Source organism: Bacillus sp. FJAT-45350 (genome assembly GCF_002335805.1).
GTDB lineage: Bacteria > Bacillota > Bacilli > Bacillales > NISU01 > FJAT-45350.
Window position 1 is genome coordinate 2,462,494 of the sequence record NZ_NISU01000001.1, and the last position, 25,936, is coordinate 2,488,429.

Here is a 25,936-nt window from a genome sequence, read left to right on the forward strand (position 1 = left end):
CATTACTGTGTGTTAAGCGTGTAGTGTGCGCAGCTATTGCTCTTCTTTGGTTATCCACATAAATGTATTTTATAGTTTCTAAACCACAAAAGAAAAACAGCTCCTCTAATCTATTCTAGAGGAGCTGTTTCATATTATGCCTCTCCCTCAGCTTGAGGTTGAGCATTAAATTTCTTTTTTTCAAGCTGTTTCGATTTCCACACAAGCCAAAGCTGAGAAGCTAAGAACAAGGAAGAATACGTACCAGCTATTAAACCAAGTAGCAATGCAAAGGCAAATGGACGAATAGCTTCTCCACCGAATACCATAATTGCTGCCGCAGCAAACACTACTGTAAGAACCGTATTAATTGAGCGAGCTAAAGTTTGTACTAAACTTCTATTTACAATTTCTGCCAAATCATTAAAATCCTTAACCCTCTTAGACAATTTTACATTTTCCCTAATTCGGTCAAAGGTTACAATCGTGTCATTTATCGAATAACCGACTATCGTTAGGACCGCTGCAATAAATGGAACATTAACCTCCATTTGAACAATACTAAAGACCGTAATGATAAAGAACGCATCGTGAAGTAATGCAACAATTGCCGCAACACCATATAAAAATTCAAAACGAATCGTTACATAAATGATAATCCCCACTGAAGCAATCGCAACTGAAATTAATGCGTTACGCGCAAGCTCTGTCCCGACTGTAGGTGATACAGTACTTATATTTGGTTCAGCACCATATTTTTCAACGAAATAACTTTGTATCTCAGAGATTTGGTCAGGACTTAACACACCGATAAAGCGAGCATAACCTAATTGACTTTGGTCTCCTGCTAATGTTATGTCATCAGGTGTATACCCCTCACCAATTGCTGAAAAATCTTCTATGACCTGTTCTGTCGTTAATGGCTCAGGTGACATAACTTCCACCCTAGAACCACTTTCAAAGTCAATTCCTAGATTCAAACCGACTGTAGATAACAAAATAATACCTAAAAGAGTGAAAATAGCAGAGAACATGAAAAACTTTTTACGATGCTTAACAAAGTCTATGTTCTTATTTTTAAAATTAAAGCTCATCTATTTCACTCTCCTTTACACCAAATACACGAGGCTTCTTATTAAAGATACGACTGTTCACCCATAAGCCTAATAGTAACCTTGAGCCATAAACCGCCGTTAAGAAGCTTGTTAAAATACTGACAATAAGCATTACCGCAAACCCTTGTACTGAGCTCGTCCCATAATAGAATAGTACACTTGCAGCAAGTATCGTTGTAATATTCGCATCTAAAATCGTTGAAAGGGAACGACGACTACCCGCTTTAAATGCTGACATAATTGATTTACCTGAACGGATTTCTTCTTTCACACGCTCATAAGTAATAATATTCGCATCCACTGCCATACCAACCCCTAAAATAAGGGCAGCAATACCCGGTAGTGTTAATACTGCATTCATCCAATTAAATACGACTAATACAATATAAATGTACGCTGATAGGGTGATAACTGCAATGACACCCATGAATCGGTAGTAAAATAGCATGTAAAGGAAAATTAAAGCTACTCCAATAAAACCAGCGTATACAGTTTTCTCCATAGCCTGCTCACCTAAAGCAGCCCCTACAGAGTTCGAATACATTTCTTCAAGCTGTACAGGTAGTGCACCAGCATTTAATACTTCAGCTAGGAACCTAGTTTCCTCTACAGTAAAGTTTCCTTCAATAACAACATTACGTGTATTTAGCGTTTCTCTTACACGTGGTGCTGATAGAAACTTAGGATTTTCCTTCATCATTTCTTCTCTAAAGGAATCTCCCTCTTCATAGTCAAGCCAGATAACAAGAAGGTTGTCACCTTCTCCACGTTGAGAGATATCCCTCGTAACATCTGCAAATTGACGCGCATCCTTTAACGTTAAAGCAACAAGTGGATTATTGTACTCATCAAATGAAGAACGTTGTCCACCTTCTTGTAAATCCGCACCATCTAACATTAAGTTATCATCAACATCACGGAACGATAAATTAGCTTCTGTAGCTAACAGGTCACGAGCCGTTTGTTGGTCTTCAACACCAGCTAACTGTACTCTAATTCGGTCTGTTCCCTCGATTGATATGTAAGGCTCCGATACACCTAATACGTTTACACGCTGGTTTAATGCACTTACTGTTGCATTTAAGACTTCATTATCAATAACGTCTCCTTCTTCAGCGGGTTTTACTTCATACAGTATCTCAAACCCACCCTGAAGGTCTAATCCTAGCTTTATTTCCTTTGCTACACCCATAGCAGTTTGTCCAATTAACGCTGCTAATAGAATGACGATTAGGAAAAAAGCAAATAAACGACCTTTTTTCACCATGACTTTCTTATTCCTCCTTAACCGTGCCTATGCTTGTCCACAATATTTCAATTATAGCGATTAATGTTTTTTCCTGTCAATTTACATTTGAACTTTCGGAAGATTCATTTAATATCGTTTGCCAATTCTTCTAAGGAATTTTCCTCATTCGAGAACCAATCACCCGCCGTATAAGCAGCAATAGTTAGCCAGTTCATATAATCACTTACTCGTAATGTCAAGATAACACTTACAAATTCATGAATATGAATAAATTCCTTCTTCTTTCGCAATTTATAGAGAACGCAATCCCACACCTGATTACAGTCTGTTTTATCGTAGCCTAGCATTTGAAATTCATCTACTTTACTAGCTAAAGCAGGATATACATCTTCACGCCATACTTCAAATTGCTGCTTCCCCGTCATTAAATATCTCTCCTCTCAATCACTCTATTATAAACTTCAAAGGCGGAAACTTCCACAGGTGACTTTTGTATGAATGTAAACTCCACGGAATCTTCATAAAAACGGCTTCTTCAATCCACATATAAGTAAAAAAATACCTCAATGATGGTAGCTGTGTGGAAAACAATCCCATGATAGCATCAAAAAAAGCAGGGAAAAAGAGAAATGACTCTTTTCCCCTGCTTTTTACATTTCGCGCTTTCCAACAAGTGAAGCAAAATAGAAACCAACGATAAAAGTTAAAATACTAATCACTAATAATAAGATATTACTTTCAATTCCTGGGAAGATAACAAATACTGAACCGATAACCATTCCAATAATTAAAGCATACGTAAACACTGGCATTGTACTTAGTAACACGCGAATGATTTTACTACTAACAATGAAACCTACCATAATCCCCATTCCTACTACTAAGATAATTGGTATGTTAATAGTAGCTAACGCATTAATAACGGTGGCATATGCACCAAGTAATAGAAGAACAAAAGAACCACTAATCCCTGGCAGAAGCATTGCCATACTAGCTGCCCAGCCAGAAAGGAATAATGTAATACCAGTAGTAGCGTTAATTGATTCAATTAGTGGTGGCTCAACTCCATCACGTAATAAACCTGTAGAAGCTATTGCAATAATTGCGATTACTAACACTACATAATGTGTTGCTTTAAAGTTAGTTTTATAGTCTATCTTTCTAAATAAATAGGGTAATATACCTGCTATAAGTCCGAGAAAAAAGAAATAAGTCGGTTGTGGATAATATTCTAATAGCCATTTAATAACATGACTTAAAAGAAAAATGGCAAGAACAGCACCAATCCCTAATGGAATTAAAAATCCAAGATGTTTCTTCCAGTCACGGCTAAAAAAGCCACTAATTGCTTCTATTAAACGATCATAAATTCCGAGAATAACTCCAATCGTTCCTCCACTGACACCAGGAACTAAATCACTTGCACCAATCATCATTCCTCGAAATATATTTTTCCATTCAAACATAGTCGGTCTCCTTTTGATTTTTGTTTTAATTGACTATATATACTTGTTATTGGTATCTATGGATTTCTAGCAATCGCTCCTCATACTGCGTGTACGTTCTGAGAAACCCACTCATAGCTTATCATAATCGAATAAAGTAAATACGCTTTTTTCGATTATGATAAAACAACTTGTCATGCTTGACCCCCTACTAAGCATATAAATAATTGTGGAAAATATCCATTATTTTTTTAGAAAGTAGGGGCGTCCATGTCAAAACAAACCTTTCTTAAAGGTACTTTAATTCTTATCATCGCAGGACTCATAACGCGCTTCCTTGGATTTGTAAATAAAATTGTTGTTGCACGTATTATGGGAGCTGAGGGTGTTGGCCTCTACACGATGGCAGTTCCTACCTTATTGCTAGTTATCGCTATTACACAACTTGGGTTACCAGTTGCAATATCAAAACTAGTTGCTGAAGCAGAAGCCGTTTCTGATCGAAGAAAGATTAAGCGAATACTTATTGTCTCTCTAACTATTACAGGAATACTTAGCCTGATCTTCACAGTTGGTATGATTGCCTTTGCCCCTTTCATTGCTTCTACCTTGTTAACAGATGAAAGAGCGTATTATCCTCTAATAGCAATTGCACCAATCGTTCCCATTGTAGCATTATCATCTGTTTTAAGGGGTTATTTCCAAGGTCGTCAAAACATGAAACCTACAGCATTTTCACAAGTCATCGAACAAGTAGTTCGAATAACACTCGTTGCTGTTCTAACAAGTGCATTCCTACCATATGGTGTGGAATATGCTGCAGCAGGAGCAATGATTTCAGTAGTTATTGGTGAACTTGCTTCACTTATTTACATGGTCTTTATGTTCAAAACAAAAAAACGAATTAAAATTCGACGTGGGTTTGGTAGCTACTTGAAGAACGGAAAGAAAACGTTCAGTGAATTAATGTCAATTGCATTACCAACAACAGGGAGTCGTATGATTGGTTCCATCGCCTTCTTCTTTGAACCAATTGTTGTCGCACAAAGCTTAGCAATAGCTGGTGTTGCAACAGCTGTCGCCACTCGTCAATATGGTGAACTTGCTGGGTTAGCTATCCCACTATTAATGTTACCGACTTTCATTACGTATTCATTATCCGTTTCACTAGTCCCTGCCATTAGTGAAGCATCAGCACAAAAACAATATAGCCTTATTCATCATCGACTCGGTCAGGCTCTAAGAATCGCCTTAATATCTGGTGGTATCTCAGTAGTCATTCTTTATGTATTTGCTATACCAATCATGAATTTGATGTATAACGAACCAACTGTAGCAACCTACTTGAAAGTCATGGCACCTTTTAGTATTTTCTTATACTTCCAAGGTCCACTTCAGGCGACACTACAAGCATTGAACTTAGCGAAAGCAGCCATGATGAATAGCTTATTTGGAGCAGTTGTCAAAATTGCTGTTATCTTTGTATTAGCTTCTAGACCTGAACTAGGAATTATGGGAGCAGCATTAGCCATTGTAATTGGTTTTGTTCTCGTGACATTACTACATTTTGCAACGATTGTAAAAACAATTAGCTTTACACTTCATGTAAAGGACTTAGTAAAAGCATTATCAGTTATGGCTATTACTGCTGTCGTTGGTTATATTCTTTACGAATTTGCCTTCCTAAACATGAGCCTGTTATTCAAAACATTACTATCAATTAGTATAGTTACAATCCTATATAGTGTACTACTCATACTATTTTCTCTCATAAAGAAAGACGAAATGCAACGTGTTCCATTTATAGGAAACTACTTAGCTAATTTTGTTAGATAAGGGAATTAACACTATACGTTTTTTACAAGCTATGTAGGATGCCCTATCAATCTAGGGCACTGAAAAAGTACCAAATAGATGATTCAAAAGAAGCGGTAACGGCCCGCACGTTGCGCGTCTGCTGCGAGAAACCACTCGTTGCAAGCTTTTTTAAAGAGGCAACGGCTACATGCATTACTTTAAGGAGACTGAAAAAGTGAAAATCACACTTTTCCAGTCCCCTCTATAATCAGGCATCCCTTCTGTCGTTATATTACCAGAAGAACGCGCTACCTAAAGCAAAACCACCAATAGCCGCTAGAGCTACTGGTACACCAAATCCACCACCAAATCCACCGTAACCTGCTCCGTACCCATGGTGGCCATATCCAGCTCCATAAGCACCATGTCCATAACCATGACCGTGTCCGTGACCGAAACCACCATAGCCTACACCAGGTCCAAAGCCAGGTCCAAAAGATCCGTAACCATAGCCACCAAACTCCCTACGATGACTATTTGTTTCAAGGTAAACGTATTGCTGGTCAACATTTACTATTTTACCGTAGTGTTCAACACCACTTTTTTCTCGTATTTTTACTACCTGCCCTACGTGACGTTGACATAAATCAAAATATTGATTCAAAGGAAAACCCCCTTTCTTATACATAATCATCCTATTACTGTATAAGAAGGATTGACTGTACACTTGTCACGAAGAACAAAAATAAAAGCTAGTGCCTACTCCTCATCCTTAATATCAACAAAAAAAGTATTGTTGTCATGATAAGCACAATATGAAATTTTCTTAACGTCACGATAGCCAAGCTTTCTTAATTCCTGGCGTAACCAAAGCTCTGTTTGATTTATTTTTTCTAAATGTTCTTTTTGTATATGTCCGTCTAAAATAAGGGGCATTGGAAGTTCCTTTTTACTACCATCCTTATTCTTTTCAATAACGGATAATTCTCCAGATGGTTCAAGAATAGCAAATTCAACATCTGAAACTTTACTAATTTTATTTTGACGTAATTGAATTAATAAATCGTCGAAATTATAACGCTGTTTACGCATTTCATGTTCATCAATTTTACCTTGACTAATTATCACAGAGGGCTTGCCATCAACTAATTTACGTAGCTTTTCACTCTTTAACGATACGAAGGCAAGACAGATTTGAATAACTGATAATACAACGATTGGAACAATTGTATGTAACATTGGGATACGAGTATCTTCAATTGAAACAACGGCTAACTCAGCTATCATAATCGATACAACAAAGTCTAACACTGTAAGTTCTCCAATCTCTCGCTTACCCATAAAGCGAAGAACAAAAAGAATGATGAAATAAATTAAGATTGTCCGTAATATAATCGTCGAATACTCCATCTTTTTCTTCGCCCCCTATTTATTACCTATAACTGTACACTTATCATCAATTACTAGTATGACCTAGATAAGAACATTCATTAATTGAAGCATTTGGTAACAAACAGAAAAATGCCCCGAAGCTAATAGCTTTGGGACAGTGATAATATTAATGAAAATGTATTAAGTATCGAAAATATAAATAAACCGTAGAAATGATAAAAGAAACAATAGCAACCGGAAACCCTATCTTTAAGAACTCAAGATAACTGAATCCCTGCTTAGCTTTCATCGCTAACCCTGCGACTATCACATTTGCAGTTGCTCCAATTAATGTTCCATTACCTCCTAAGCATGCACCTAATGCTAGCGCCCACCATAGAGGGTCCAAGTTTGTCATACCATAATTTTGAAACTCTAGAATAACAGGTATCATCGCAGCAACAAATGGGATGTTATCAACAAAACCTGATAACAAACCTGCCCCCCATAAAATAAATATAGCTGTTTTTGGCAAGTCACCGTCAGTATAATAAATAATCGATTTCGCTATTTCATCAATTAAGCCTACCTCTTTTAAACCACCAACAAGCATAAACAGTCCAACAAAGAAGAACAACGTGACCCACTCCACAGAACGAAATACTTCCTCCACATCCTGTTGGTCATGAGTAAGTAACATTAAAAGCAAAGCACCTGCAATTGCAATACTTGTTATTTCTACATTTAAAATAGGTTGAATAATGAAACCAAACGTTGTTAGCACTAAAACTGTTAGTGATTTTAAGAGAAGATTTTTATTCTTTAAATATGATTTTGGGTCTAACGCAAAAAGCTTATCCTGGTCTTCCTTTGTTACCTTTAAGGAATTTCGATAATAATACAGTAATCCTACCATTACAACAATAAATACAATTAAAACGGGCGGACCTAGATTAATTAAAAAATCATTAAATGTTAAATGATCAACTGCTTGCCCAATCATTAGGTTAGGTGGGTCACCAATTAATGTGGCAGTCCCACCTATGTTCGCTGCTAAAATAATCGACATTAAAAATGGGATTGCGTTCATTTTGAGCAATTTCGTTAATGTCAGGACAATCGGAACAATTAATAAAACTGTTGTTACATTGTTCAAAAAAGCCGATCCTACTGCCGTTAACAAAGAGATAACGAGCAAGAGAGGAATAGGCTTACCATTTACTTTCTTGGCAACATTTATAGCAATATATTCAAAAAAGCCACTTTGACTTGTTATTGATACTAAAATCATCATTGCCAAAAGTAGTGTAATTGTATGCCAATCAATATGTTGAAAAAAGGCCGTATCTAAATCAAATACACCAACAAAAAGCATAGCAGTACCACCAATGCAAGCAACTAATGCACGGTTCAGCTTTTCGCTAATTATTAGTATGTAGCTGATTATAAAAATGATAAAGGCCAGAGTAACTTCCATATGTTTGGGTCTCCTCTCCTTCCATTTCTACCATCTTATGAAAGGGATGTCCTAAACATGTTAGTAGCTGGACAAATTTTGTTACGCTTATCCATTTAAAACATGAAAATCAGTATTCTATTCATGTCCAAGCCCGAATAAGCTTTAGTAACAACTTATATAGAATTTAATAGAAAGGGGAGTTCATATTGACTTACCGTGGTATGTTACCTGCTGTAATGTTTGGTCTCATCACTGTTTTAGCAATAGCACTGTCATTTAGCTTTGTTGTCTCTCTGATCCTAATGTTTAGTTCTTTTACTGAAGCATCTTTTTCATGGATTATTATGGCTGTTTCATTTCTATCATTATTTATTGGTGGCGTTATGTCAGGTGGAAAGGCAAAGGAAAAAGGTTGGCTTGCTGGGGGATTAACGGGGATTCTGTTCACACTTATCACTTTCCTTGTACAATACTTAGGGTATAATGCAGGATTCTCACCAGAGCAATACATGTTCCATGGCGGATATATCCTAGCTGCAGCATTCGGTGGAATAATTGGGGTTAACTTAGCTAGCAAATAAGAGCAGAAAAAAACGCAGTACCTATATAAGGTTCTGCGTTTTTTATGTACATCAATCTGGATTAACGACTTCACGTACTGCTGAACGATCGAAAGTTAGTTTACGATTGTCATTAACTAAGATAACCATTGTATCTTCGTCAATTGAATCAATCGTACCATGCATTCCACCGATTGTAATGATTTTGTCTCCTCTTTGTAAAGCTTCGTGCATTTGACGTATTGCTTTTTGTCGTTTTTGTTGCGGTCTAATTAGTAGAAACCAAAAAATCGCAAACATTAGCAACAAAGGTAAAATAGTACCAAACATTTCCATTCTTTTCCCCTCCTTTCTAGAATAAAATCATATGTAGAAAAGGCTTTCAAGAAGTTAGCATTTACTTACATGCTACACACCTTACTAGGAATCAACACCCTCAGTATGGTGTGTAACGACTGTAAACATATTGCTAAAAGTTCTTAGGGTTCGGTTTATTCAAACCATACATCTCGAAGAACTCTTCTTTAAAATCAAGCAAACGGTCTTCTCTTATTGCTTGCCTAACTTGCTCCATTAATTTTAACAAGAAATAAAGATTATGATAAGAGGTTAATCTAAATCCGAATGTTTCATCACATTTAACAAGGTGACGGATATACGCTCTTGTATAGTTTTTACATACATGACAATCACACTTTTCATCTAGTGGCCTGAAATCACGTGCGTACTTTGCATTTCTAACAACTAACCGTCCAGAGCTTGTCATACATGTCCCATTTCTAGCAATTCTCGTAGGTAATACACAATCAAACATGTCTACACCACGAATTGCACCATCAATAAGAGCATCTGGTGATCCTACTCCCATCAAATAACGGGCTTTATTGTCAGGAAGAAGCGGTGTCGTAAATTCTAACACGCGGTTCATCACATCTTTAGGCTCCCCTACTGAAAGTCCACCAATTGCATAGCCTGGAAAGTCTAATGATACTAAATCTTTCGCGCTTTGCTTTCGTAGTTCTTCGTACTCCCCACCTTGAACAATTCCAAAGAGAGCTTGGTCTTCCTTTCTACTGTGGGCTTCTAAGCAACGTTCAGCCCATCGGCTTGTCCGTTCAACAGAGCTTTTCATATAATCATATTCAGCAGGATACGGCGGACATTCATCAAATGCCATCATAATATCTGAACCTAAGGCATTTTGAATCTCCATAGCCCCTTCAGGACTTAAGAAAAGCTTTTCTCCACTTAAATGATTTCTGAAATGTACACCCTCTTCTTCAATCTTACGCAACGCACTTAAACTAAATACCTGAAAACCACCAGAATCCGTTAAAATAGGTTTATCCCAGTTCATAAATTTGTGAAGACCACCTGCTTCTTTCACAATATCATGTCCTGGACGTAACCATAAATGATATGTGTTACTCAGAATAATTTGTGAACCAATTTCTTTTAACTCTTCTGGGCTCATTGTCTTTACAGTTGCTAATGTACCAACAGGCATGAAAATCGGAGTCTCTATTACACCGTGTGGGGTATGAAGTCTACCTAACCTTGCACCTGATTGCTTACATGTTTTTATTAACTCATACCTTACTGCTGCAGTCATTTATCGAGTCCTCCTTCTGTAATGAACATAGCATCGCCAAAACTGAAGAAACGATACTTTTCTCTAACTGCATGTTCATACGCATTTATTATATTGTCTCTACTAGCTAAAGCACTTACTAGCATAACGAGAGTAGACTTCGGTAAATGAAAATTCGTAATTAGTGAATCAATCCCTTTATACTTATAACCAGGATAAATAAAGATATCTGTCCAACCAGATGAAGGTACAAACTTTCCATCGTTAGCAGAAGCAATTGTTTCAAGTGTACGGGCTGAAGTTGTCCCAACTCCGATAATCTTCCCTCCACTATCTCTTACCTGATTCAACAGTTCAGCAGTTCCTTCTGTTAACTGATAAAACTCTGCGTGCATCTCATGTTCTTCAATTTTATCCACACTTACAGGTCGAAACGTTCCTAAACCAACATGTAATGTAATAAAAGCAATATGAGCACCTTTATCAGCAATTTTCTTTAATAGTTCTTCTGTAAAGTGTAAACCTGCAGTCGGAGCTGCCGCTGAGCCACGATGCTTTGCAAAGACGGTTTGATATCTTTCCTTATCATCTAATTGTTCCTTAATATAAGGTGGTAGTGGCATTTCTCCCAACCTATCTAGTACCTCATGGAATACACCTGTAAAGTCAAATTCAATAATTCGCCCACCGTGGTCTTTTTCTGAGATACATCGTCCCGTTAACTCACCATTGCCAAACGTAATTTCCGTTCCAACCTTCACTCTTTTAGCAGGCTTAACTAACGTTTCCCACTTGTCTCCCTCTATTTGCTTCAACAGAAGTAATTCAATATTTGCATTTGTATCAGATTTCTGACCGTAAAGCCTAGCAGGTAATACTCTTGTATCATTAAGTACTAAACAATCACCTTTATTTATATAGTCCAAAATATGTTTAAACTGGTCATCCTTTATTTCACCAGTTTCTTTATCTAATACTAAAAGTCTAGAAGCTGCTCTCTCTTTAAGCGGAGTCTGAGCAATTAATTCTTCAGGAAGATGAAAGTCAAATTCATTTACATCCATTAAATTGTTCACCTTTTCATTATTGATTTTTGCTCAATCTAATCTAGCATACAAAAACATGACTATGCTGACAAGGATTAAATCGTTATATCATTCTATTTCATTTATTATCTATAGGTAAAACAATAACTGTTTACCTTACTTTGAAGAATTTCGTCTAATTCTTCAGCGAAAACGACCAATAATAAAAAATAGTAATGACAAAATAACACTAATAATTATTGACGTAACAATCGGAAAATAAAATGTTGAATGTTCCTTTTTGATAATAATATCCCCAGGTAGCTTTCCAAGTGATAAGTATTTCCCTCCCACTTGCCATAAAAGTCCAATTACGATAAGAAGTATTCCTACTGTAATAAAGATTTTTGGTATGCTACTCATTGATTAGGCACCTCAATTTGAAAATGATGATAGACAGCCGGGGTAACAATTCTTCCCCTTGGTGTTCTCTGAATAAATCCAATCTGAAGCAAATAAGGCTCGTACACCTCTTCTATTGTCTCAGATTCTTCACCGATGGAAGCTGCGATTGTATCTAACCCAACTGGTCCTCCACGGAACCTTTCTATAATCCCCATGAGCAATTTATGATCGATATGATCCAGCCCAAGACGATCTACTTGTAGTTTCTCTAAAGCACTATGAGCTAATTCAGATGAAATTGTTCCATCTCCTTGTACTTGAGCAAAATCTCGAACCCTTCGTAACAAACGGTTTGCAATTCTAGGAGTTCCCCTTGAGCGTCTTGCTACTTCTAGTGTTGCTTGCTTTTCAATCTCAACGTTAAAAATCTCTGCAGTACGCTTCACAATGACAGATAACTCATCCTCTGTATAATATTCAAGACGAGATAAGATACCGAACCTATCCCGAAGAGGTGCTGTCAACAACCCAGCTCTAGTTGTGGCACCTACTAATGTAAATGGAGGCAAATCAAGTCGTACAGACCTAGCTGTTGGTCCTTTTCCTATAACAATATCTAAGCAAAAATCCTCCATTGCTGGGTAAAGAACTTCTTCTACCATTCGATTTAAACGATGAATTTCATCAATAAACAGAACATCGCCTGGCTCTAATGCGGTTAAAATGGCAGCTAAATCACCTGGTCTCTCAATTGCTGGACCAGATGTTGTTCTCATTTGTACACCCATTTCATTTGCGATAATTTGCGAAAGTGTTGTCTTACCTAACCCAGGAGGACCATAAAGAAGAACGTGGTCTAACGATTCTTCTCTCAGCTTGGCAGCTCCAATAAATACTTTTAAATTCTCTTTTACCTTTTCTTGACCAATGTATTGTTGTAAGTCCTGAGGACGAATACTAAGCTCAAGTGATTCCTCATCAGGATGTGCTTCTGCAGATATCATTCGTTCTTCCATGATACACCTCCCTCATTAATGAGTTAATAGTAATTGTAATGCCTTTTTTATGTATTGGTCTGTAGGCAATTGTTCCTCTGCAAGCTTTGGAATAACCTTCTTAAGTTCCCTATCGACATACCCAAGAGCCTTAAGTGCTTCAATTGCTTCATCTAATTCATGGGAATACGCTGAACCAGTTTGCTTTATCGGTGCTTCTTCTGTAAGCTCATCAAATAACGTAGGAACAAATTCGTCAAGCTTTCCTTTCAAATCTAGAATAATCTGTCTTGCTGTTTTCTTACCTACACCTGGAAATTTCACAAGGAACTTCTCATTTTCTTCCTCAATTGCCGTAACTAACTGTTCAGGCTGACCAGATGCTAGAATCGCTAATGCCCCCTTTGGGCCAATTCCAGATACGTTTAACAACTTTTCAAACATTGAGCGTTCCTTTTTTGTTTTGAAGCCGTACAGACGAATGACATCCTCTCTAACATAGTGATAGCTATACACCTGAACTTCTTCATCTAAATATTTTTGAAAGACAAAAGGATTTGGACAATGCAATTGATATCCAATCCCATGAGTTTCAATCACAATATATTGAGTTTCAACAGAAACTAATTTTCCCCTAATAAAATCAATCAAGCATGCTCGCTCCCTTTCAACTGTACATAAACGATAACCCGTATGATGGGAAATCTTCACTAACTATCATATCATAAACTTAATTACCAATCGCTAATTACTACTTTGAATGTAAAAAAGATAGTAATACTTAAATAAAAAAAGTGAACGGACAATACGTGACTGCTGAAAAGGTCTAATATAGTGGGGGCAGGAAGCAGTAATGGCTCGCACGTTGCGCGCTTGCTTTGAGAGATGCAACGGCTTCGCTTATTACTTAAAAAGGCTGCTGAAAAAGTGTAAAAGTCGCACTTTTTCAGCAGCCTTGACAATACCGTTCACTTTTGTTCTACATTTCCGATATCGCATATTTTTTTAATGCACTAATAACTTCTTGATAATTTTCTCTAGACATTACTGGAATTCCTTCAACTAATTCAGTTTGCTGCTGACTTTTCAATTTCTTAGTATTAATTTGGAAAAATGATTGTATAACCTTTTCTCCTCCAGGCTTTCCTTCATAAATTTTCAAAAAGCCATCATCAGAAATACCAAAATACCCATTAAACTTAAGTAAAGGTGAAATATCATCTACTTTTTGTTGAAATAAAACTTGTTGTTCATTTTGATCAATTAAATCCCAGCCTTCATAATATGCCCAGAAATCTTCCATTGACCAGATTGTTTCAAAAAGTCTTTCCTCACTAATTTCTCCATCTAAGTAGATTCTTTTTAACACAACCTCCACAGTTTTCGGACCCATCACTTCAAACGCTTCCTGCTTTTCATTTACCATTTCCTTCGACTCAATAGGCTCTGCACTATGATACTGTGTAGAAAGGAATGTAATAGACACTGTACTAATGAGAATAAACAGTAATACTAATACTTGAACCTTCTTAAACTTTTGTCCTAATTGGCGAATTTTCATCAAAATCACCACCAGTAATAAAATAAGTTCTATTCATATATTTACCCTTTCCATAAATATTAACTTTTATCCAGATATTTTCAAAATCAATTCAAATTTATGTTTATTGGTATAATAATCCTATTCTTATATGTAAATAAGTAATATAAATAAAGAGCAGAGGAATGCACCTCTACTCAATATTTACTATCTATATTAACGAGAACGTTCAAACGGGCGTTGGGCTGCACGACCTAGGTCACCAAGCATTTCCGTAAAGGTAGCTCCGATTTCCTCAAACGCTGCACCGCCACGTAAACGATCATCCATTGTTCTAATTCGAGTTACCGCATCTTGGTCAGTAACGACATGAACGTCACGACCATCAGCCATACCTTGAACTTGTTTACGAACTTCTTTTTCTACTGCTTGATTTTCACGACCAGTTGTCTCTACACCAACGACTACTGTGTTGTCGTGAATGATGACGCGTCCATCACGAACGTTGTCAATACCTTCAACTCGTTGTTGAATACGTTGAACAGTTTGACCATCATAATCACTATGGTAACGTGCTGTCATTGTACCAGCACCTCTTTGTGTACGGTCTCCTGTTAACGCTCCTGTACCCGCACCTTTTTGACCACGGTTACCTGTTAATGCATTTGTACCTTGTCTAGTACGGTCTCCCCCAAGAACCCCTGTACCACGTTCGCCACGCTGTTCACGTAGAATACCTCGGTCATCAACCATACCAGGACGGTCTCCTACAAGACCTGAGTTCCCCATACCAGGACGATTAGCACCTACTCCTGTAGCACCTCTTGTCCCAGCACCACGCTGGTTGACATCAGTACCAAATCCTCTAATACCCATTCGTTCGTTAGGTCTAGCATGATATCCTGCTGCTTGACCATCCATTAATGGTGAAGTAACACCTGCATTTGCACCACCACGATTTGTTCTACCTGTTGGTCCAATTCGGTCTTGAACACCTAATTGACCTCTATCTGCACCAATTCCTGTTGCTCCTCTTGCTCCCATAGCTCCATCTCTACCAAATCCTGCTGCTCCTGTTTGACCAAAACCTCTACCACGATCTCTAGCATGACGTGCATCTGGTGTCATCATGTCAGTTAGTGGTCCTTCCCCTGTGTAACGAGCACCTGTAAAGGCACCGCCTTGTTCGGCTGTGTGGTACCCAAGATTTTGGTGACCTGCACCACCCATATCTCTTGTTTGGTTGTCTACTCCACAGCCTGCTAAACCACCCATAATCATTGATGCTGCTGTTAATGTGATAGCAAATTTTCGCATTGTATTTTAACCTCCTTTCACCATTTAGAATGGCTTTCGAAGACCTTCTTTACTCTGTTAGATGTAGGAAATTCAGGTAGCTTTAAAATTTCTATAATAACGAATAACAACAAAAAAAGCAAAAGAGACTACATGGTCCCTTTTGCTTTCAAATTTTTTAATCTTCGTAATCATCATTTTCTCTATACTGATTCATTTTCGGCATTTGAAAGCCTGCAGGCATATCACCTTTTCCTGGATAAGTATATGGTGCAGACATTTGTGGTCCAGACATTTGTGGTTTCGGTCCACATCCACAATCATCCTTACCTGCAGTAGTCGGCATCACTTGAGGTGAATAAGGCATTGCTGGTTGTTGCATTTGTTGTGGTTGCATCATCGGCTGTTGCATATATGGTTGATGCAACTGTGGTTGATGCATCTGTGGTGGTTGCATCTGTGGTTGCATCATTGGCTGCTGCATTCCCATTTGACCAAAACCATATGGAGTTTGTTGCCCATATACTGGCTGAGCCATCCCCATTGGATACCCACTTGGTTGCATTTGATATGGCGAAACCATTTGACCTGGCGAAGAACAACCTGACATGACTGGACTTACTGGATAGTATCCTGTTGGAAAGCATGGCATTGGTTGCATAGGTTGTTGCATCATTGGTTGTGTAAAAGGCATTTCTGGCATTTTCGGTGGCGGTGGTGGAGTTGGTGCCACCTGTGGCTTCTCAACTTTCACTTCTTCCTTTAGCTTTGGTGGAACAGGCTTTTTCGCAACTGGTTTCTTTTCAACTGGCTTTTCCTGTACTTTTGGTGGTTCAGGGTAATGTTGCATAGGAACCGACGGGTATACAGGTGCCTGTTGTTGTGGCTGTTTATAAATATTAAAATTCATGATCATTTCTTGCATTTGCTGTTGTGTTGGCATTTGTTGCTGTACTGGTTGCATCATCGGTTGCATTGGCATCTGAACCTGAGGCATTTGAATTTGCGGTTGTGGTTCAGGTGTAACCACTTTTTCTTTAGGCATTGGTTTTTCCTTTGCAATTGGCTTTTCCTTTGGTGGTGCTGGTGGTGGAGCAGGTGCCGGCGGAGTTGGTGCTACTTTCGCTTCTTTCTTTGGCATCGCTTTAGGTGCTTCCTTTTTCACAGGAACACCACCTGTTGGTACTTTGATTTTCATTCCTGGCATAATCATATCCGGATTTGAAAGGTGGGAGTTCACTGATTTTAATTGTTCAAAATCAACGTCATATTTTTTTGATAAATTCCACAGTGTATCCCCTTTTTGTACAATATGAATTTTCACTTTGTATCTACCTCCTAAAACATTCTTTACATCCTATGCGTCACTTGCCTAAAAGTAACTATTGAATAATAAATACAATTCCAAAATGATGACTCTCAGCACAATCTATGCGCAAAATCATATCATTATGACAAAAGGAGGAAAGGGAATTATGAGTTATGGGTTATGAGTTATGAATTTTTAAGTGTGAAGTACGAATTTTGGGCTGTATACAGCCCAAAATTCGTACGAGCTCGTTCTTTATTTGTTTGCAATTTTGAATAAATTGACCATTAACAATTCCCCTCCCCATTCATAATTCATAACTCATCATTCATCATTAAATAAAGCTGTTCCACATCTAGATTCACATCTAGATAATGAAACAGCTTTTTAAAATTTATGCACGTTCTAGCATACGTTCTAAAGCAAGAACTGAATCTTTTGCAATATCTTCTTCTACGATTATTTGATTTTGGATAGTACCTTGTTCGATGGATTCTAAAGACCAAAGTAAATGAGGTAAATCAATACGATTCATCGTTAAACAAGGGCACATATTAGGATTTAGAGAGATAACTGTTTTATCTTTGTGGATGTCACCAAGACGTTTAACTAAGTTCATTTCTGTACCTACAGCCCATTTACTGCCTGCTGGTGCTGCTTTTAATGTTTCGATAATATAATGAGTAGAACCAGCATCATCAGATAATTGTACGACCTCATGGCTACATTCTGGATGGACAATGATTTTCATTTCAGGGTCGTTTTCACGAAGGTCTTTTATGTTTTCTACAGTGAACTTTTCATGCACTGAACAGTGACCTTTCCATAAAATTACTTTAATTTCCTGAACATCTTTTTCTCCATCATATTCAAGCTCATTTGTATCAGGGTTCCATATTGCCATTTCATCTAATGGAATACCTAAATCATAAGCTGTATTTCTCCCTAAATGTTGATCAGGTAAGAAAAGAATACGTTCCTTTTGTGTAAATGCCCATTCTAGCATTTTTTTTGCATTTGAAGAAGTAACAGTTGCTCCACCATTACGTCCACAAAATGCTTTAATTGCCGCTGTACTGTTTACATACGTAAGTGGTAAGATTGTATCGCCAAATAGCTCTTGTAGCGGTACCCATGCACGTTCTGTTTGCTCAATATCAGCCATATCTGCCATAGAACAGCCAGCTCTCATATCAGGTAAGACTACTTTTTGATTCTTTGTAGTTAAAACATCCGCTGTTTCTGCCATGAAATGTACGCCACAGAAAACGATAAAATCTGCATCTTTGTTAGCTGCTGCTTTTTGAGCTAACTGTAATGAATCTCCTGTATCATCAGCAAATTGAATAACTTCATCTCTTTGATAATGATGTCCAGGTATATAAAGTTTTGTACCAAATTTTTCTTTAATTTCCCGTACACGATTTTCCATTTCTTCCACTGACATATTTTTATACTTGTCAGGTAACAATGAACTATTTTCTATCGTCTCTAAAATGCTCATTATTTAGTTCCCCCTTGTACATTAAAGCTAATATCTAATGCTTTAACTGAATGTGTTAGTAATCCTAATGATATATAATGAACCCCTGTGTTGCTATAACCAGCAAGATTCGTTAAATCAATCCCACCTGATGCCTCAGTAATAAACCCTTCAGGTACTAATTTAACAAATTCAGCTACTTGCTCAGGTGTACGATTATCAAACATTATTATATCAGCTTTTGCTTCAATTGCTTCTAAAACCTGCTCTTTCGTTTCTGTTTCTACCTCAACCTTCACCATATGTCCTAATTGCTCTTTTACTTTCTGTACTGCTTCCGTTATGCTTCCTGATGCTGCAATATGATTATCTTTAATCATTACTCCATCATAAAGGCCAATTCGATGATTGAAACCACCACCACAGCGAACAGCATATTTTTCAAACATTCTAAGCCCAGGTGTCGTTTTTCTAGTATCACATACTCTTGTTGTTGCACTATTAAGGGTATCGACTGCTTCCTTCGTTAGAGTCGCAATTCCACTCATTCGCTGTAGTAAATTTAGGATGACACGCTCCCCACTTAACAAGTGACTTATAGGCCCTCTTACTGTCGCAATACAATCACCCTTCTTTACATTGTCTCCATCTATCACATGATTCTGAACAGTTATTTCTTCATCAAAAAGTAAATATGCCTCTTTTATAATATCAATGCCTGAAACTATACCATCCTGTTTTACAATAAATTGACCATCACCAATATCGTCTAAGTTAAAAATGGTATTACTCGTAACATCTCCCTCACCTAAATCTTCCACAAAAAACTGTTGCAGTAGGTGTCTCAGCTTTATTTTATTCATTCTCTTCTCTCCTAAACTGTCATTATCGTTGGCACTTTTGCCTTCGTATACACATCTTTATTAGTAATTGAACAAAATACATTGTATTGTAGCCATTGTTCATTAGAAAGCGGCTTGTCTTCGCGGTAGTGTCCGCCTCTACTCTCATTACGCATTAATGCAGAGGATGTAATTAAATACCCAATCGTCATTAAATTACATATTGTTTTTTGTTCAATAGACAAATCATAATTCCCGTTCTTATAAATAAAGTCCAGATAGTTCTCAAACCATTTCTTCGCTTTTTCTAAGCCTTTATCGTTCCTAACAATCCCAACATATTTTGTCATTATATCCTGAATCTCTTCCTTGGTTGGTAAATCAAAACGTTTCTCTAGTAGGGTTGGTATTTTCATCAAATCTTCTGCTTGTTTCGGATTTTTAATTATTTCTTGAGCTAGTTCATTTGCAAACACAATAGCTTCAAGAAGGGAGTTACTTGCTAAGCGATTGGCACCATGTACACCAGTTTTGGACACTTCCCCTATGGCATATAATCCATTAATTGAAGTCGCTCCCCGTTCATTAGTGGAAACTCCACCCATTATAAAGTGAGCTCCAGGGGCAACCGGTATTCTTCCTTCTTCTAATTGAACTCCTGCTTGTTTGCAAATTTTTGTAATGGAGGGGAATCGTTTTTCAAAATCTTTTATAGTTGAGATATCTAAGTAAAGAAGCTCATCTTCTTCTGTATTCACCCTGTGAATTTCTCTTGCAACCACATCTCTTGGGGCAAGGTCCTTCAATTCATGAACATTCTCCATTATATAATGACCTAAATTAGTTACTAAGCGAGCTCCCTCTCCACGAACAGCCTCTGATATTAAACCATAACCTTTATTGTTCTTTACTAGCATGGTTGGATGAAATTGTACAAATTCCATATCGACCAGCTCTGCTCCTGCTCTATATGCCATTGCCATTCCATCACCAGTTAGACTCTGACAATTGGACGTTACTTTATATAATTGTCCTACCCCCCCAGTAGCTAAAATGGTATGTGGAGCAATTGTTTGAATCATATCACCTGAAAGTGTTTTTGTAGTGACACCTATACATTTATTATTTTGCACGAGTAAATCAAGAGCCATTTCATCTTCGTAAATTGTTACTTTCTTTTCAACTCGATTAATTAACCGCTGCACTAATTCCTTACCAGTAGCATCTCCACCAGCATGAAGAATTCGCCTTCTGCCGTGTGCTCCCTCTTTACCCAAGGAATAATTACCATCATCATCACGGTCAAATTGAACGCCTAATTCAATTAATTTATTTATCATTTCTGGCCCCTTTTGGACCAGTTTTTTTGTCATTTCTTCGTCATTATGATAGCCTCCAGCGACAATTGTATCAAAGAAATGATCACGCCAATCATCATCTTCATCAAATGCTGCTGCAATTCCACCTTGTGCCATCATCGAATTACTGTGTTGGATTTTTGACTTTGTGATTATAATCACATTCTTTTCCACAGATAAAATTTCTGCTGCCATTAACCCAGCTAAGCCGCTTCCAATGATGACCACATCTGCTTTTCTAACCGTCATCATGATGACACTCCTCTCAAAATCCATACACCTGTCTTGACACTTATATTTACATAAATTTAAACTAGTGACAAGACTTTTTTTCATGAAAGTAGTGATAATATGATTTATCTAGACCATTCAGCTACAACACCTATGTCTCAGTATTCCCTAAAAGTCTTCACAAAAGTATCACAAGAATACTTTGGCAACCCTAGTAGCTTACATGATTATGGTTCGATTGCTAACGATTTAGTACAAACCTCTAGACAAACTATTGCTAAAGCTTTTAACGGTGTAGCACGCTCATTATATTTTACAAGTGGAGGTTCAGAAAGTAATTACCTTTCTCTATTATCCATTGCAAGAGCAAATGAATCAAAAGGAAAGCATTTAATCACAACACCGATTGAACATCCTTCGATTATAAATACATTTGAATCATTACGAAAAGAAGGATTTGAAGTAAGCTATATACCAGTAAATAGTTACGGAGAAGTTATTGTAGATGCATTACATGAGTTAATAAGAGAAGATACGATTTTAGCCTCTATTGGACATGCTAATGCAGAACTAGGAACCGTTCAGGACATTAAGAAGATAGGGGAAATTTTAAATAAACATGGCGTTATTTTCCATAGTGACTGTGTTCAATCCTTTGGTAAAATCCCAATAGATGTTCAATCTGCTAAGATTGACTGTCTCAGCTTATCTGCACATAAGATTTATGGACCAAAAGGAATCGGAGCCTGTTATATTAGCCCTTCTGTCAGCTGGAAAGGACTCGTTCCAAATACGACTCATGAACAAGGGTTCAGACAAGGAACTATTAATGTGCCAGGAGCAGCTGCATTTGCAGCTGCTGTAGAAGAAATTATGCCAACAGTAAGAGAAGAATCAGAACGATTAAAACAGCTACGCTTAACGTTTTTATCGTTACTTAATAAAGAGAAGGTTGTTCTTGAGGGACATCCAGATAATCGTCTTCCACATCACTTAGGGTTACGAGTAAAAGGAATTGAAGGCCAATATGTTATGCTTGAATGTAACCGTAAAGGAATTGCTATCTCAACAGGAAGTGCTTGCAAAGTAGGACAATCTGCACCACCAGCGTCTTTACTTGCTGTAGGAAGATCCACTCAAGAAGCACATGAGTTTATACGTTTAACATTTGGAAAAACAACTACCGAACAACATATTGTAAAAACGGTAAATACAATCCATGAAATGATCGATGTATATTTTAGATAAATAGAGAGGAAATAATTATGAGTGTGAAAAAAAAGATTTTAGGGGAAGACCGGAGAAAACTAATATTACAATGGCTTCAAGATAATCAAAAGCCAATTACAGGGAATGAACTTGCTGAAAAAACTAATGTAAGCCGACAAGTGATTGTCCAAGATATCTCAATTTTGAAAGCTAGAAACCATGATATTTTAGCAACATCACAGGGATATATTTATTTGCAAGGTAATCTTGAAAAAGAAAAACATAAAAAAGTAATCGCTTGTAAACATCATCCAGAAGATACAAAAAAAGAGCTGATGATAATTGTCGACCATGGGGTGACAGTTAAGGACGTAACGATTGAACATCCAGTATACGGAGATTTAACCGGCTCACTCATGCTTAGCAATCGTCGTGATGTTGAACAATTTATTCAAAAAATGGAACAAACGAAAGCATCATTACTGTCTGAATTAACAGAAGGAGTACACCTTCACACACTAGAAGCAACAACTAAAGAACAATTAACAGAAGCAGTACTTGCACTTAATAAGGAAGGCTTTTTATTGCAAACGACTAATTAATTGTTAATGGCTAATTGTTAATGGCAAAAGCGTGTATGGATAAATCCACACACGCTTTTGTAAGAGCTTTAAGATTTTTTCAATTAACCATTGACCATTACCAATCGACCATTAATTAGCACTTACTTTCGATATCGCAAAACAAGGATAGCTACCTAACACTCTTACACCACAGCCTAAAGCTTTTAATTCTTCAACTACGCCTGGTATTAAGATTTCATCCATTCGTTGTTCTACGTCAATAACAAAAAAGTAATTTCCTAAGCCTGTTTTCATTGGTCTTGATTCAATTTTTGATAAATTCAGCTTACGCCAAGAAAAGGCCGATAACACTTGATGAAGTGCACCAGAATAATCTGATGGTAATGTTATCATAAATGTTGTTTTTTCACTTACAAGAAGAGATGATGTAATTTCTTCTTGCTCATCTCCATTTTGAAGGATAACAAATCGTGTACGATTATTATCAAAATCATGGATATCCCGTTCGACAATTGATAGCCCGTATTCTTTTGCAGCTAGTTCATTTCCTATTGCAGCTACTGGCTTTTCAGGATTTTTCATCAGCCATTCTGCTGCAGCCCCCGTAGAGTTACTGTACTGTAAGTCTACATTAGGTAACGTATTTCTTAAGAACTCATGACATTGTGCAATTGCATGTGGGTGTGAAAAAACCTTCTCTACATTCGTCCATGCAGATGCATGACTGCTATGAACAAGAAGGTGCTGTTCAATTGGAACAGCAATCTCACCAACAATAGGTAAATTTTGCTTGTGAATTAAGTAATCAAGGGTTAAATTTACCGATCCCTCAATTGCATTCTCTAAAGGTACAACAGCTAACGAGACCTCTTTATTTGTTACCCCGTCCATACATTTCGGAATCGTCGAGTAAGGCTGTCTATTATAGGAAGGAAACATTGCTTTAACAGCCATCTCTGTGAATGTACCTTTAGGTCCTAAGTATCCAACAGTCTTCATCTTTCACAATCCTTTCTTTCGTTAGGAGCCTGATCCTACTAGTTCTACTTTTTCAACAACTTCCATATCCTCTAACTGCCTTACCAATTCACTCAGTTCTATGATTAACGGAGTCGTATCAATAGAGAGAGTAATATTGGCTCTTCCTTGCAATGGAATTGTTTGATTGATTGTTAAAACATTACATTCTGCCTCAGCTACAATCGATAGGAGCTCAGACAAGCTTCCTGAACGATCGACTAAGTTAATAGATAATGTAATTATTTTCTCCTTCACCATAGTATGAAACGGATAGATTGCATCCTTATATTTATAAAATGCACTACGGCTTAGACCAACAGCTTGAACAGCTTCGTTTATCTTCTTTACTTTGCCAGACTCAAGCATCTGCTTTGCCTCTAGCGTTTTCTGCATTGCTTCCGTTAGCATATCTCTTCTTACTAAATAGTATTGTTCGATCCTCTCTGACATGACTTCACCACCGCTGTTAACAATTAAAAGCTATTAATACATTATAAAGTTGTTAGAACTTTTTGACAATGCTAAAAAGTTACTGTTTATACTTGTCTCTATCGACTCGACAATATAAAAAGGACTGTACCAATGCAAAGTAACAGCTACCTCGATATATGCGAGGTGAGCAGTCATTTGTCGGACAGCCCCTTTCTTGTGAAATCAAATATATATTGACAACAAAATTGGAATTTTTTTAATTCAGCTCAAAAAATAATGATAACCACTTGCCATTTTACTAAAAGAAAAAGTAGAGACTCGCATATTGCTCCTAAGAAAACTAGCTATGCCAATTTTCTATTCAACGAACTCGAATTCAAATTTCATTAGACGAACGATATCGCCGTCTTTTGCTCCACGTTCGCGAAGTGCATCATCAATTCCCATTCCACGCATTTGTCTAGAGAAGCGACGAATTGACTCATCTCTTGAGATATCTGTCATCTTGAATAACTTCTCAATTTCTGCACCGGAGATAACAAATGCTCCATCATCATCTCGAGTAATTTTAAATGGCGCTTCTTTTGCCTCATGGCGATAAACTACACGAGCATCAGACTTCTCTTCTTCAAACATTGTAAATTCTGGAGTTTCCTCAACTTTGTCTACTACTGCAAGCAATAAGTCACGAAGACCTTGTTTAGTAATTGCAGAGATAGGGAAGACCGGTACACCATCTTCAAGTTGTTCTTTAAATTGTTTTAAATGTTCTTCTGAATCTGGCATATCCATTTTATTCGCCACTATAATTTGCGGACGTTCTAATAAGCGTAAATTATACTCTCTAAGCTCTTCATTAATTTTAGTATAATCCTCATAAGGATCTCTACCTTCTAACCCTGACATATCGATTACGTGAACTATTACCTTAGTTCTTTCGATATGACGCAAGAACTGATGTCCTAGCCCAACTCCTTGGTGAGCTCCTTCAATTAAACCAGGTAAATCTGCCATGACAAAGCTACGATTATCTTCTGTCTCTACAACTCCAAGATTAGGTGTAATCGTTGTAAAATGATAGTCAGCAATTTTTGGTTTAGCTGCAGATACAACAGATAGTAATGTTGATTTTCCGACACTTGGGAAGCCAACAAGACCAACATCAGCAAGAACCTTTAGCTCTAAAGAAACATACCGTTCCTTTCCAGGTTCACCGTTTTCTGCAATTTCCGGTGCTGGATTTACTGGTGTCGCAAATCTTGTATTCCCACGACCACCACGGCCACCATTAGCAATAACAGCCTTTTGTCCGTGTCTTGTTAAGTCAGCGATAACCTCTTTAGTATCATCATCTATTACTGTTGTGCCAGGTGGTACTCGAACAATCATACTATCAGCATTTTTCCCATGTTGGTTCTTTGGACGACCATTCTCACCACGAGTGGCCTTAAAATGGCGCTGATAACGGAAATCCATAAGGGTACGTAGACCTTCATCTACTTGAAAGACAACATCTGCTCCTTTACCTCCGTCTCCACCAGCAGGACCACCGTTTGGTACATATTTTTCACGACGGTACGCAACCATTCCGTTACCACCATCTCCACCTTTAACATAAACCTTAACCTTATCTACAAACAT

General features: G+C 37.4%; 26 protein-coding genes. 4 read left to right on the forward strand and 22 right to left on the reverse strand.

Going from position 1 to position 25,936, the window contains the following annotated elements; translation table 11 throughout:
• Positions 1-134: 134 nt before the first annotated feature.
• The 4 genes from secF to CD003_RS12460 all read right to left on the reverse strand — a co-directional run bounded on the left by secF (position 135) and on the right by CD003_RS12460 (position 3,809).
• Positions 135-1,073: a protein translocase subunit SecF gene (gene secF, locus CD003_RS12445; protein ID WP_096201423.1), complete on the reverse strand. Its 939-nt coding sequence runs from the start codon at positions 1,071-1,073 to the stop codon at positions 135-137.
• Positions 1,063-2,361, reverse strand: coding sequence for a protein translocase subunit SecD (gene secD / locus CD003_RS12450; RefSeq protein ID WP_096201424.1), 1,299 nt, complete (start codon positions 2,359-2,361; stop codon positions 1,063-1,065). Before secD ends, secF begins: the two co-directional genes overlap by 11 nt.
• Before the next feature lie 104 nt (positions 2,362-2,465).
• Complete coding sequence (locus CD003_RS12455; RefSeq protein ID WP_096201425.1) at positions 2,466-2,768, reverse strand: post-transcriptional regulator; 303 nt, start codon at positions 2,766-2,768, stop codon at positions 2,466-2,468.
• A gap of 225 nt (positions 2,769-2,993) precedes the next feature.
• Positions 2,994-3,809: a DUF368 domain-containing protein gene (locus tag CD003_RS12460; RefSeq protein ID WP_096201426.1), complete on the reverse strand. Its 816-nt coding sequence runs from the start codon at positions 3,807-3,809 to the stop codon at positions 2,994-2,996.
• Between the two features lie 249 nt (positions 3,810-4,058).
• On the opposite strand from CD003_RS12460, the gene spoVB reads away from it, so the two are divergent.
• Complete coding sequence (gene spoVB / locus CD003_RS12465; protein WP_096201427.1) at positions 4,059-5,624, forward strand: stage V sporulation protein B; 1,566 nt, start codon at positions 4,059-4,061, stop codon at positions 5,622-5,624.
• Positions 5,625-5,877: 253 nt separating this feature from the next.
• Here spoVB and CD003_RS12470 read toward each other — a convergent pair whose 3' ends face one another.
• The 3 genes from CD003_RS12470 to CD003_RS12480 all read right to left on the reverse strand — a co-directional run bounded on the left by CD003_RS12470 (position 5,878) and on the right by CD003_RS12480 (position 8,433).
• Entirely contained in the window at positions 5,878-6,249 is a 372-nt protein-coding gene (locus CD003_RS12470) for a hypothetical protein (protein WP_179295537.1), read from the reverse strand.
• 95 nt (positions 6,250-6,344) lie between these two features.
• On the reverse strand, positions 6,345-6,995 hold the full coding sequence (locus CD003_RS12475) for a DUF421 domain-containing protein (RefSeq protein WP_096201429.1): 651 nt from the start codon (positions 6,993-6,995) through the stop codon (positions 6,345-6,347).
• 148 nt (positions 6,996-7,143) lie between these two features.
• Positions 7,144-8,433 (reverse strand): ArsB/NhaD family transporter, encoded by a 1,290-nt coding sequence (locus CD003_RS12480; RefSeq protein ID WP_096201430.1) that lies wholly within the window; start codon positions 8,431-8,433, stop codon positions 7,144-7,146.
• A 188-nt stretch (positions 8,434-8,621) separates the two neighbouring features.
• On the opposite strand from CD003_RS12480, the gene CD003_RS12485 reads away from it, so the two are divergent.
• Positions 8,622-8,996 (forward strand): TIGR04086 family membrane protein, encoded by a 375-nt coding sequence (locus CD003_RS12485; protein ID WP_257008307.1) that lies wholly within the window; start codon positions 8,622-8,624, stop codon positions 8,994-8,996.
• 51 nt (positions 8,997-9,047) lie between these two features.
• Here CD003_RS12485 and yajC read toward each other — a convergent pair whose 3' ends face one another.
• The 12 genes from yajC to nadB all read right to left on the reverse strand — a co-directional run bounded on the left by yajC (position 9,048) and on the right by nadB (position 21,071).
• Positions 9,048-9,311: a preprotein translocase subunit YajC gene (gene yajC / locus CD003_RS12490; protein ID WP_096201431.1), complete on the reverse strand. Its 264-nt coding sequence runs from the start codon at positions 9,309-9,311 to the stop codon at positions 9,048-9,050.
• 133 nt (positions 9,312-9,444) lie between these two features.
• Positions 9,445-10,587 (reverse strand): tRNA guanosine(34) transglycosylase Tgt, encoded by a 1,143-nt coding sequence (tgt, locus tag CD003_RS12495; RefSeq protein ID WP_096201432.1) that lies wholly within the window; start codon positions 10,585-10,587, stop codon positions 9,445-9,447.
• Entirely contained in the window at positions 10,584-11,630 is a 1,047-nt protein-coding gene (gene queA, locus CD003_RS12500; protein ID WP_096201433.1) for a tRNA preQ1(34) S-adenosylmethionine ribosyltransferase-isomerase QueA, read from the reverse strand. The genes tgt and queA overlap by 4 nt, the downstream gene beginning before the upstream one ends.
• A gap of 165 nt (positions 11,631-11,795) precedes the next feature.
• Positions 11,796-12,014, reverse strand: a complete 219-nt coding sequence (locus CD003_RS12505; RefSeq protein WP_096201434.1) for a DUF2905 domain-containing protein — start codon at positions 12,012-12,014, stop codon at positions 11,796-11,798.
• The gene (gene ruvB / locus CD003_RS12510; protein WP_096201435.1) at positions 12,011-13,012 is read right to left on the reverse strand and encodes a Holliday junction branch migration DNA helicase RuvB; all 1,002 of its coding nucleotides are present in this window, start codon (positions 13,010-13,012) and stop codon (positions 12,011-12,013) included. Before ruvB ends, CD003_RS12505 begins: the two co-directional genes overlap by 4 nt.
• A 15-nt stretch (positions 13,013-13,027) precedes the next feature.
• Positions 13,028-13,642: a Holliday junction branch migration protein RuvA gene (ruvA, locus tag CD003_RS12515; RefSeq protein WP_096201436.1), complete on the reverse strand. Its 615-nt coding sequence runs from the start codon at positions 13,640-13,642 to the stop codon at positions 13,028-13,030.
• A gap of 328 nt (positions 13,643-13,970) precedes the next feature.
• The gene (locus CD003_RS12520; protein WP_096201437.1) at positions 13,971-14,552 is read right to left on the reverse strand and encodes an intercompartmental signaling factor BofC; all 582 of its coding nucleotides are present in this window, start codon (positions 14,550-14,552) and stop codon (positions 13,971-13,973) included.
• 195 nt (positions 14,553-14,747) lie between these two features.
• Positions 14,748-15,848, reverse strand: a complete 1,101-nt coding sequence (locus tag CD003_RS12525; protein ID WP_096201438.1) for a YhcN/YlaJ family sporulation lipoprotein — start codon at positions 15,846-15,848, stop codon at positions 14,748-14,750.
• Between the two features lie 157 nt (positions 15,849-16,005).
• Positions 16,006-17,151, reverse strand: a complete 1,146-nt coding sequence (gene safA / locus CD003_RS22445) for a SafA/ExsA family spore coat assembly protein (protein ID WP_096201439.1) — start codon at positions 17,149-17,151, stop codon at positions 16,006-16,008.
• A 379-nt stretch (positions 17,152-17,530) separates the two neighbouring features.
• Positions 17,531-18,640, reverse strand: coding sequence for a quinolinate synthase NadA (nadA, locus tag CD003_RS12535; protein WP_096201440.1), 1,110 nt, complete (start codon positions 18,638-18,640; stop codon positions 17,531-17,533).
• Positions 18,640-19,482: a carboxylating nicotinate-nucleotide diphosphorylase gene (nadC, locus tag CD003_RS12540; protein WP_096201441.1), complete on the reverse strand. Its 843-nt coding sequence runs from the start codon at positions 19,480-19,482 to the stop codon at positions 18,640-18,642. The genes nadA and nadC overlap by 1 nt, the downstream gene beginning before the upstream one ends.
• Before the next feature lie 11 nt (positions 19,483-19,493).
• Positions 19,494-21,071, reverse strand: a complete 1,578-nt coding sequence (gene nadB, locus CD003_RS12545; RefSeq protein WP_096201442.1) for an L-aspartate oxidase — start codon at positions 21,069-21,071, stop codon at positions 19,494-19,496.
• A gap of 99 nt (positions 21,072-21,170) precedes the next feature.
• On the opposite strand from nadB, the gene CD003_RS12550 reads away from it, so the two are divergent.
• Together CD003_RS12550 and CD003_RS12555 are read left to right on the forward strand one after the other, a co-directional pair.
• A complete protein-coding gene (locus CD003_RS12550; RefSeq protein ID WP_096201443.1) occupies positions 21,171-22,298 on the forward strand; it encodes an IscS subfamily cysteine desulfurase in 1,128 nt (375 codons plus the stop codon).
• Positions 22,299-22,315: 17 nt separating this feature from the next.
• Complete coding sequence (locus CD003_RS12555) at positions 22,316-22,861, forward strand: transcription repressor NadR (RefSeq protein WP_096201444.1); 546 nt, start codon at positions 22,316-22,318, stop codon at positions 22,859-22,861.
• A gap of 111 nt (positions 22,862-22,972) precedes the next feature.
• Here the strand turns inward: CD003_RS12555 and pheA are convergent, their stop codons facing one another.
• The 3 genes from pheA to obgE all read right to left on the reverse strand — a co-directional run bounded on the left by pheA (position 22,973) and on the right by obgE (position 25,936).
• On the reverse strand, positions 22,973-23,842 hold the full coding sequence (gene pheA / locus CD003_RS12560; protein WP_096201445.1) for a prephenate dehydratase: 870 nt from the start codon (positions 23,840-23,842) through the stop codon (positions 22,973-22,975).
• A 21-nt stretch (positions 23,843-23,863) separates the two neighbouring features.
• Positions 23,864-24,313: an ACT domain-containing protein gene (locus CD003_RS12565; RefSeq protein WP_096201446.1), complete on the reverse strand. Its 450-nt coding sequence runs from the start codon at positions 24,311-24,313 to the stop codon at positions 23,864-23,866.
• A 339-nt stretch (positions 24,314-24,652) separates the two neighbouring features.
• A complete protein-coding gene (gene obgE, locus CD003_RS12570) occupies positions 24,653-25,936 on the reverse strand; it encodes a GTPase ObgE (RefSeq protein WP_096201447.1) in 1,284 nt (427 codons plus the stop codon).

Coding starts and splice junctions, on each gene's coding strand:
- yajC (WP_096201431.1), bottom strand. CDS start 9,311: ATGGAAATGTTTGGTACTATTTTACCTTTGTTGCTAATGTTTGCGATT.
- secF (WP_096201423.1), bottom strand. CDS start 1,073: ATGAGCTTTAATTTTAAAAATAAGAACATAGACTTTGTTAAGCATCGT.
- nadA (WP_096201440.1), bottom strand. CDS start 18,640: ATGAGCATTTTAGAGACGATAGAAAATAGTTCATTGTTACCTGACAAG.
- CD003_RS12455 (WP_096201425.1), bottom strand. CDS start 2,768: ATGACGGGGAAGCAGCAATTTGAAGTATGGCGTGAAGATGTATATCCT.
- secD (WP_096201424.1), bottom strand. CDS start 2,361: ATGGTGAAAAAAGGTCGTTTATTTGCTTTTTTCCTAATCGTCATTCTA.
- CD003_RS12460 (WP_096201426.1), bottom strand. CDS start 3,809: ATGTTTGAATGGAAAAATATATTTCGAGGAATGATGATTGGTGCAAGT.
- nadC (WP_096201441.1), bottom strand. CDS start 19,482: ATGAATAAAATAAAGCTGAGACACCTACTGCAACAGTTTTTTGTGGAA.
- CD003_RS12565 (WP_096201446.1), bottom strand. CDS start 24,313: ATGTCAGAGAGGATCGAACAATACTATTTAGTAAGAAGAGATATGCTA.
- CD003_RS12480 (WP_096201430.1), bottom strand. CDS start 8,433: ATGGAAGTTACTCTGGCCTTTATCATTTTTATAATCAGCTACATACTA.
- CD003_RS12520 (WP_096201437.1), bottom strand. CDS start 14,552: ATGAAAATTCGCCAATTAGGACAAAAGTTTAAGAAGGTTCAAGTATTA.
- ruvB (WP_096201435.1), bottom strand. CDS start 13,012: ATGGAAGAACGAATGATATCTGCAGAAGCACATCCTGATGAGGAATCA.
- nadB (WP_096201442.1), bottom strand. CDS start 21,071: ATGATGACGGTTAGAAAAGCAGATGTGGTCATCATTGGAAGCGGCTTA.
- CD003_RS12475 (WP_096201429.1), bottom strand. CDS start 6,995: ATGGAGTATTCGACGATTATATTACGGACAATCTTAATTTATTTCATC.
- CD003_RS12525 (WP_096201438.1), bottom strand. CDS start 15,848: ATGCGAAAATTTGCTATCACATTAACAGCAGCATCAATGATTATGGGT.
- obgE (WP_096201447.1), bottom strand. CDS start 25,936: ATGTTTGTAGATAAGGTTAAGGTTTATGTTAAAGGTGGAGATGGTGGT.
- CD003_RS12550 (WP_096201443.1), top strand. CDS start 21,171: ATGATTTATCTAGACCATTCAGCTACAACACCTATGTCTCAGTATTCC.
- spoVB (WP_096201427.1), top strand. CDS start 4,059: ATGTCAAAACAAACCTTTCTTAAAGGTACTTTAATTCTTATCATCGCA.
- CD003_RS12555 (WP_096201444.1), top strand. CDS start 22,316: ATGAGTGTGAAAAAAAAGATTTTAGGGGAAGACCGGAGAAAACTAATA.
- pheA (WP_096201445.1), bottom strand. CDS start 23,842: ATGAAGACTGTTGGATACTTAGGACCTAAAGGTACATTCACAGAGATG.
- tgt (WP_096201432.1), bottom strand. CDS start 10,587: ATGACTGCAGCAGTAAGGTATGAGTTAATAAAAACATGTAAGCAATCA.
- CD003_RS12505 (WP_096201434.1), bottom strand. CDS start 12,014: ATGAGTAGCATACCAAAAATCTTTATTACAGTAGGAATACTTCTTATC.
- queA (WP_096201433.1), bottom strand. CDS start 11,630: ATGGATGTAAATGAATTTGACTTTCATCTTCCTGAAGAATTAATTGCT.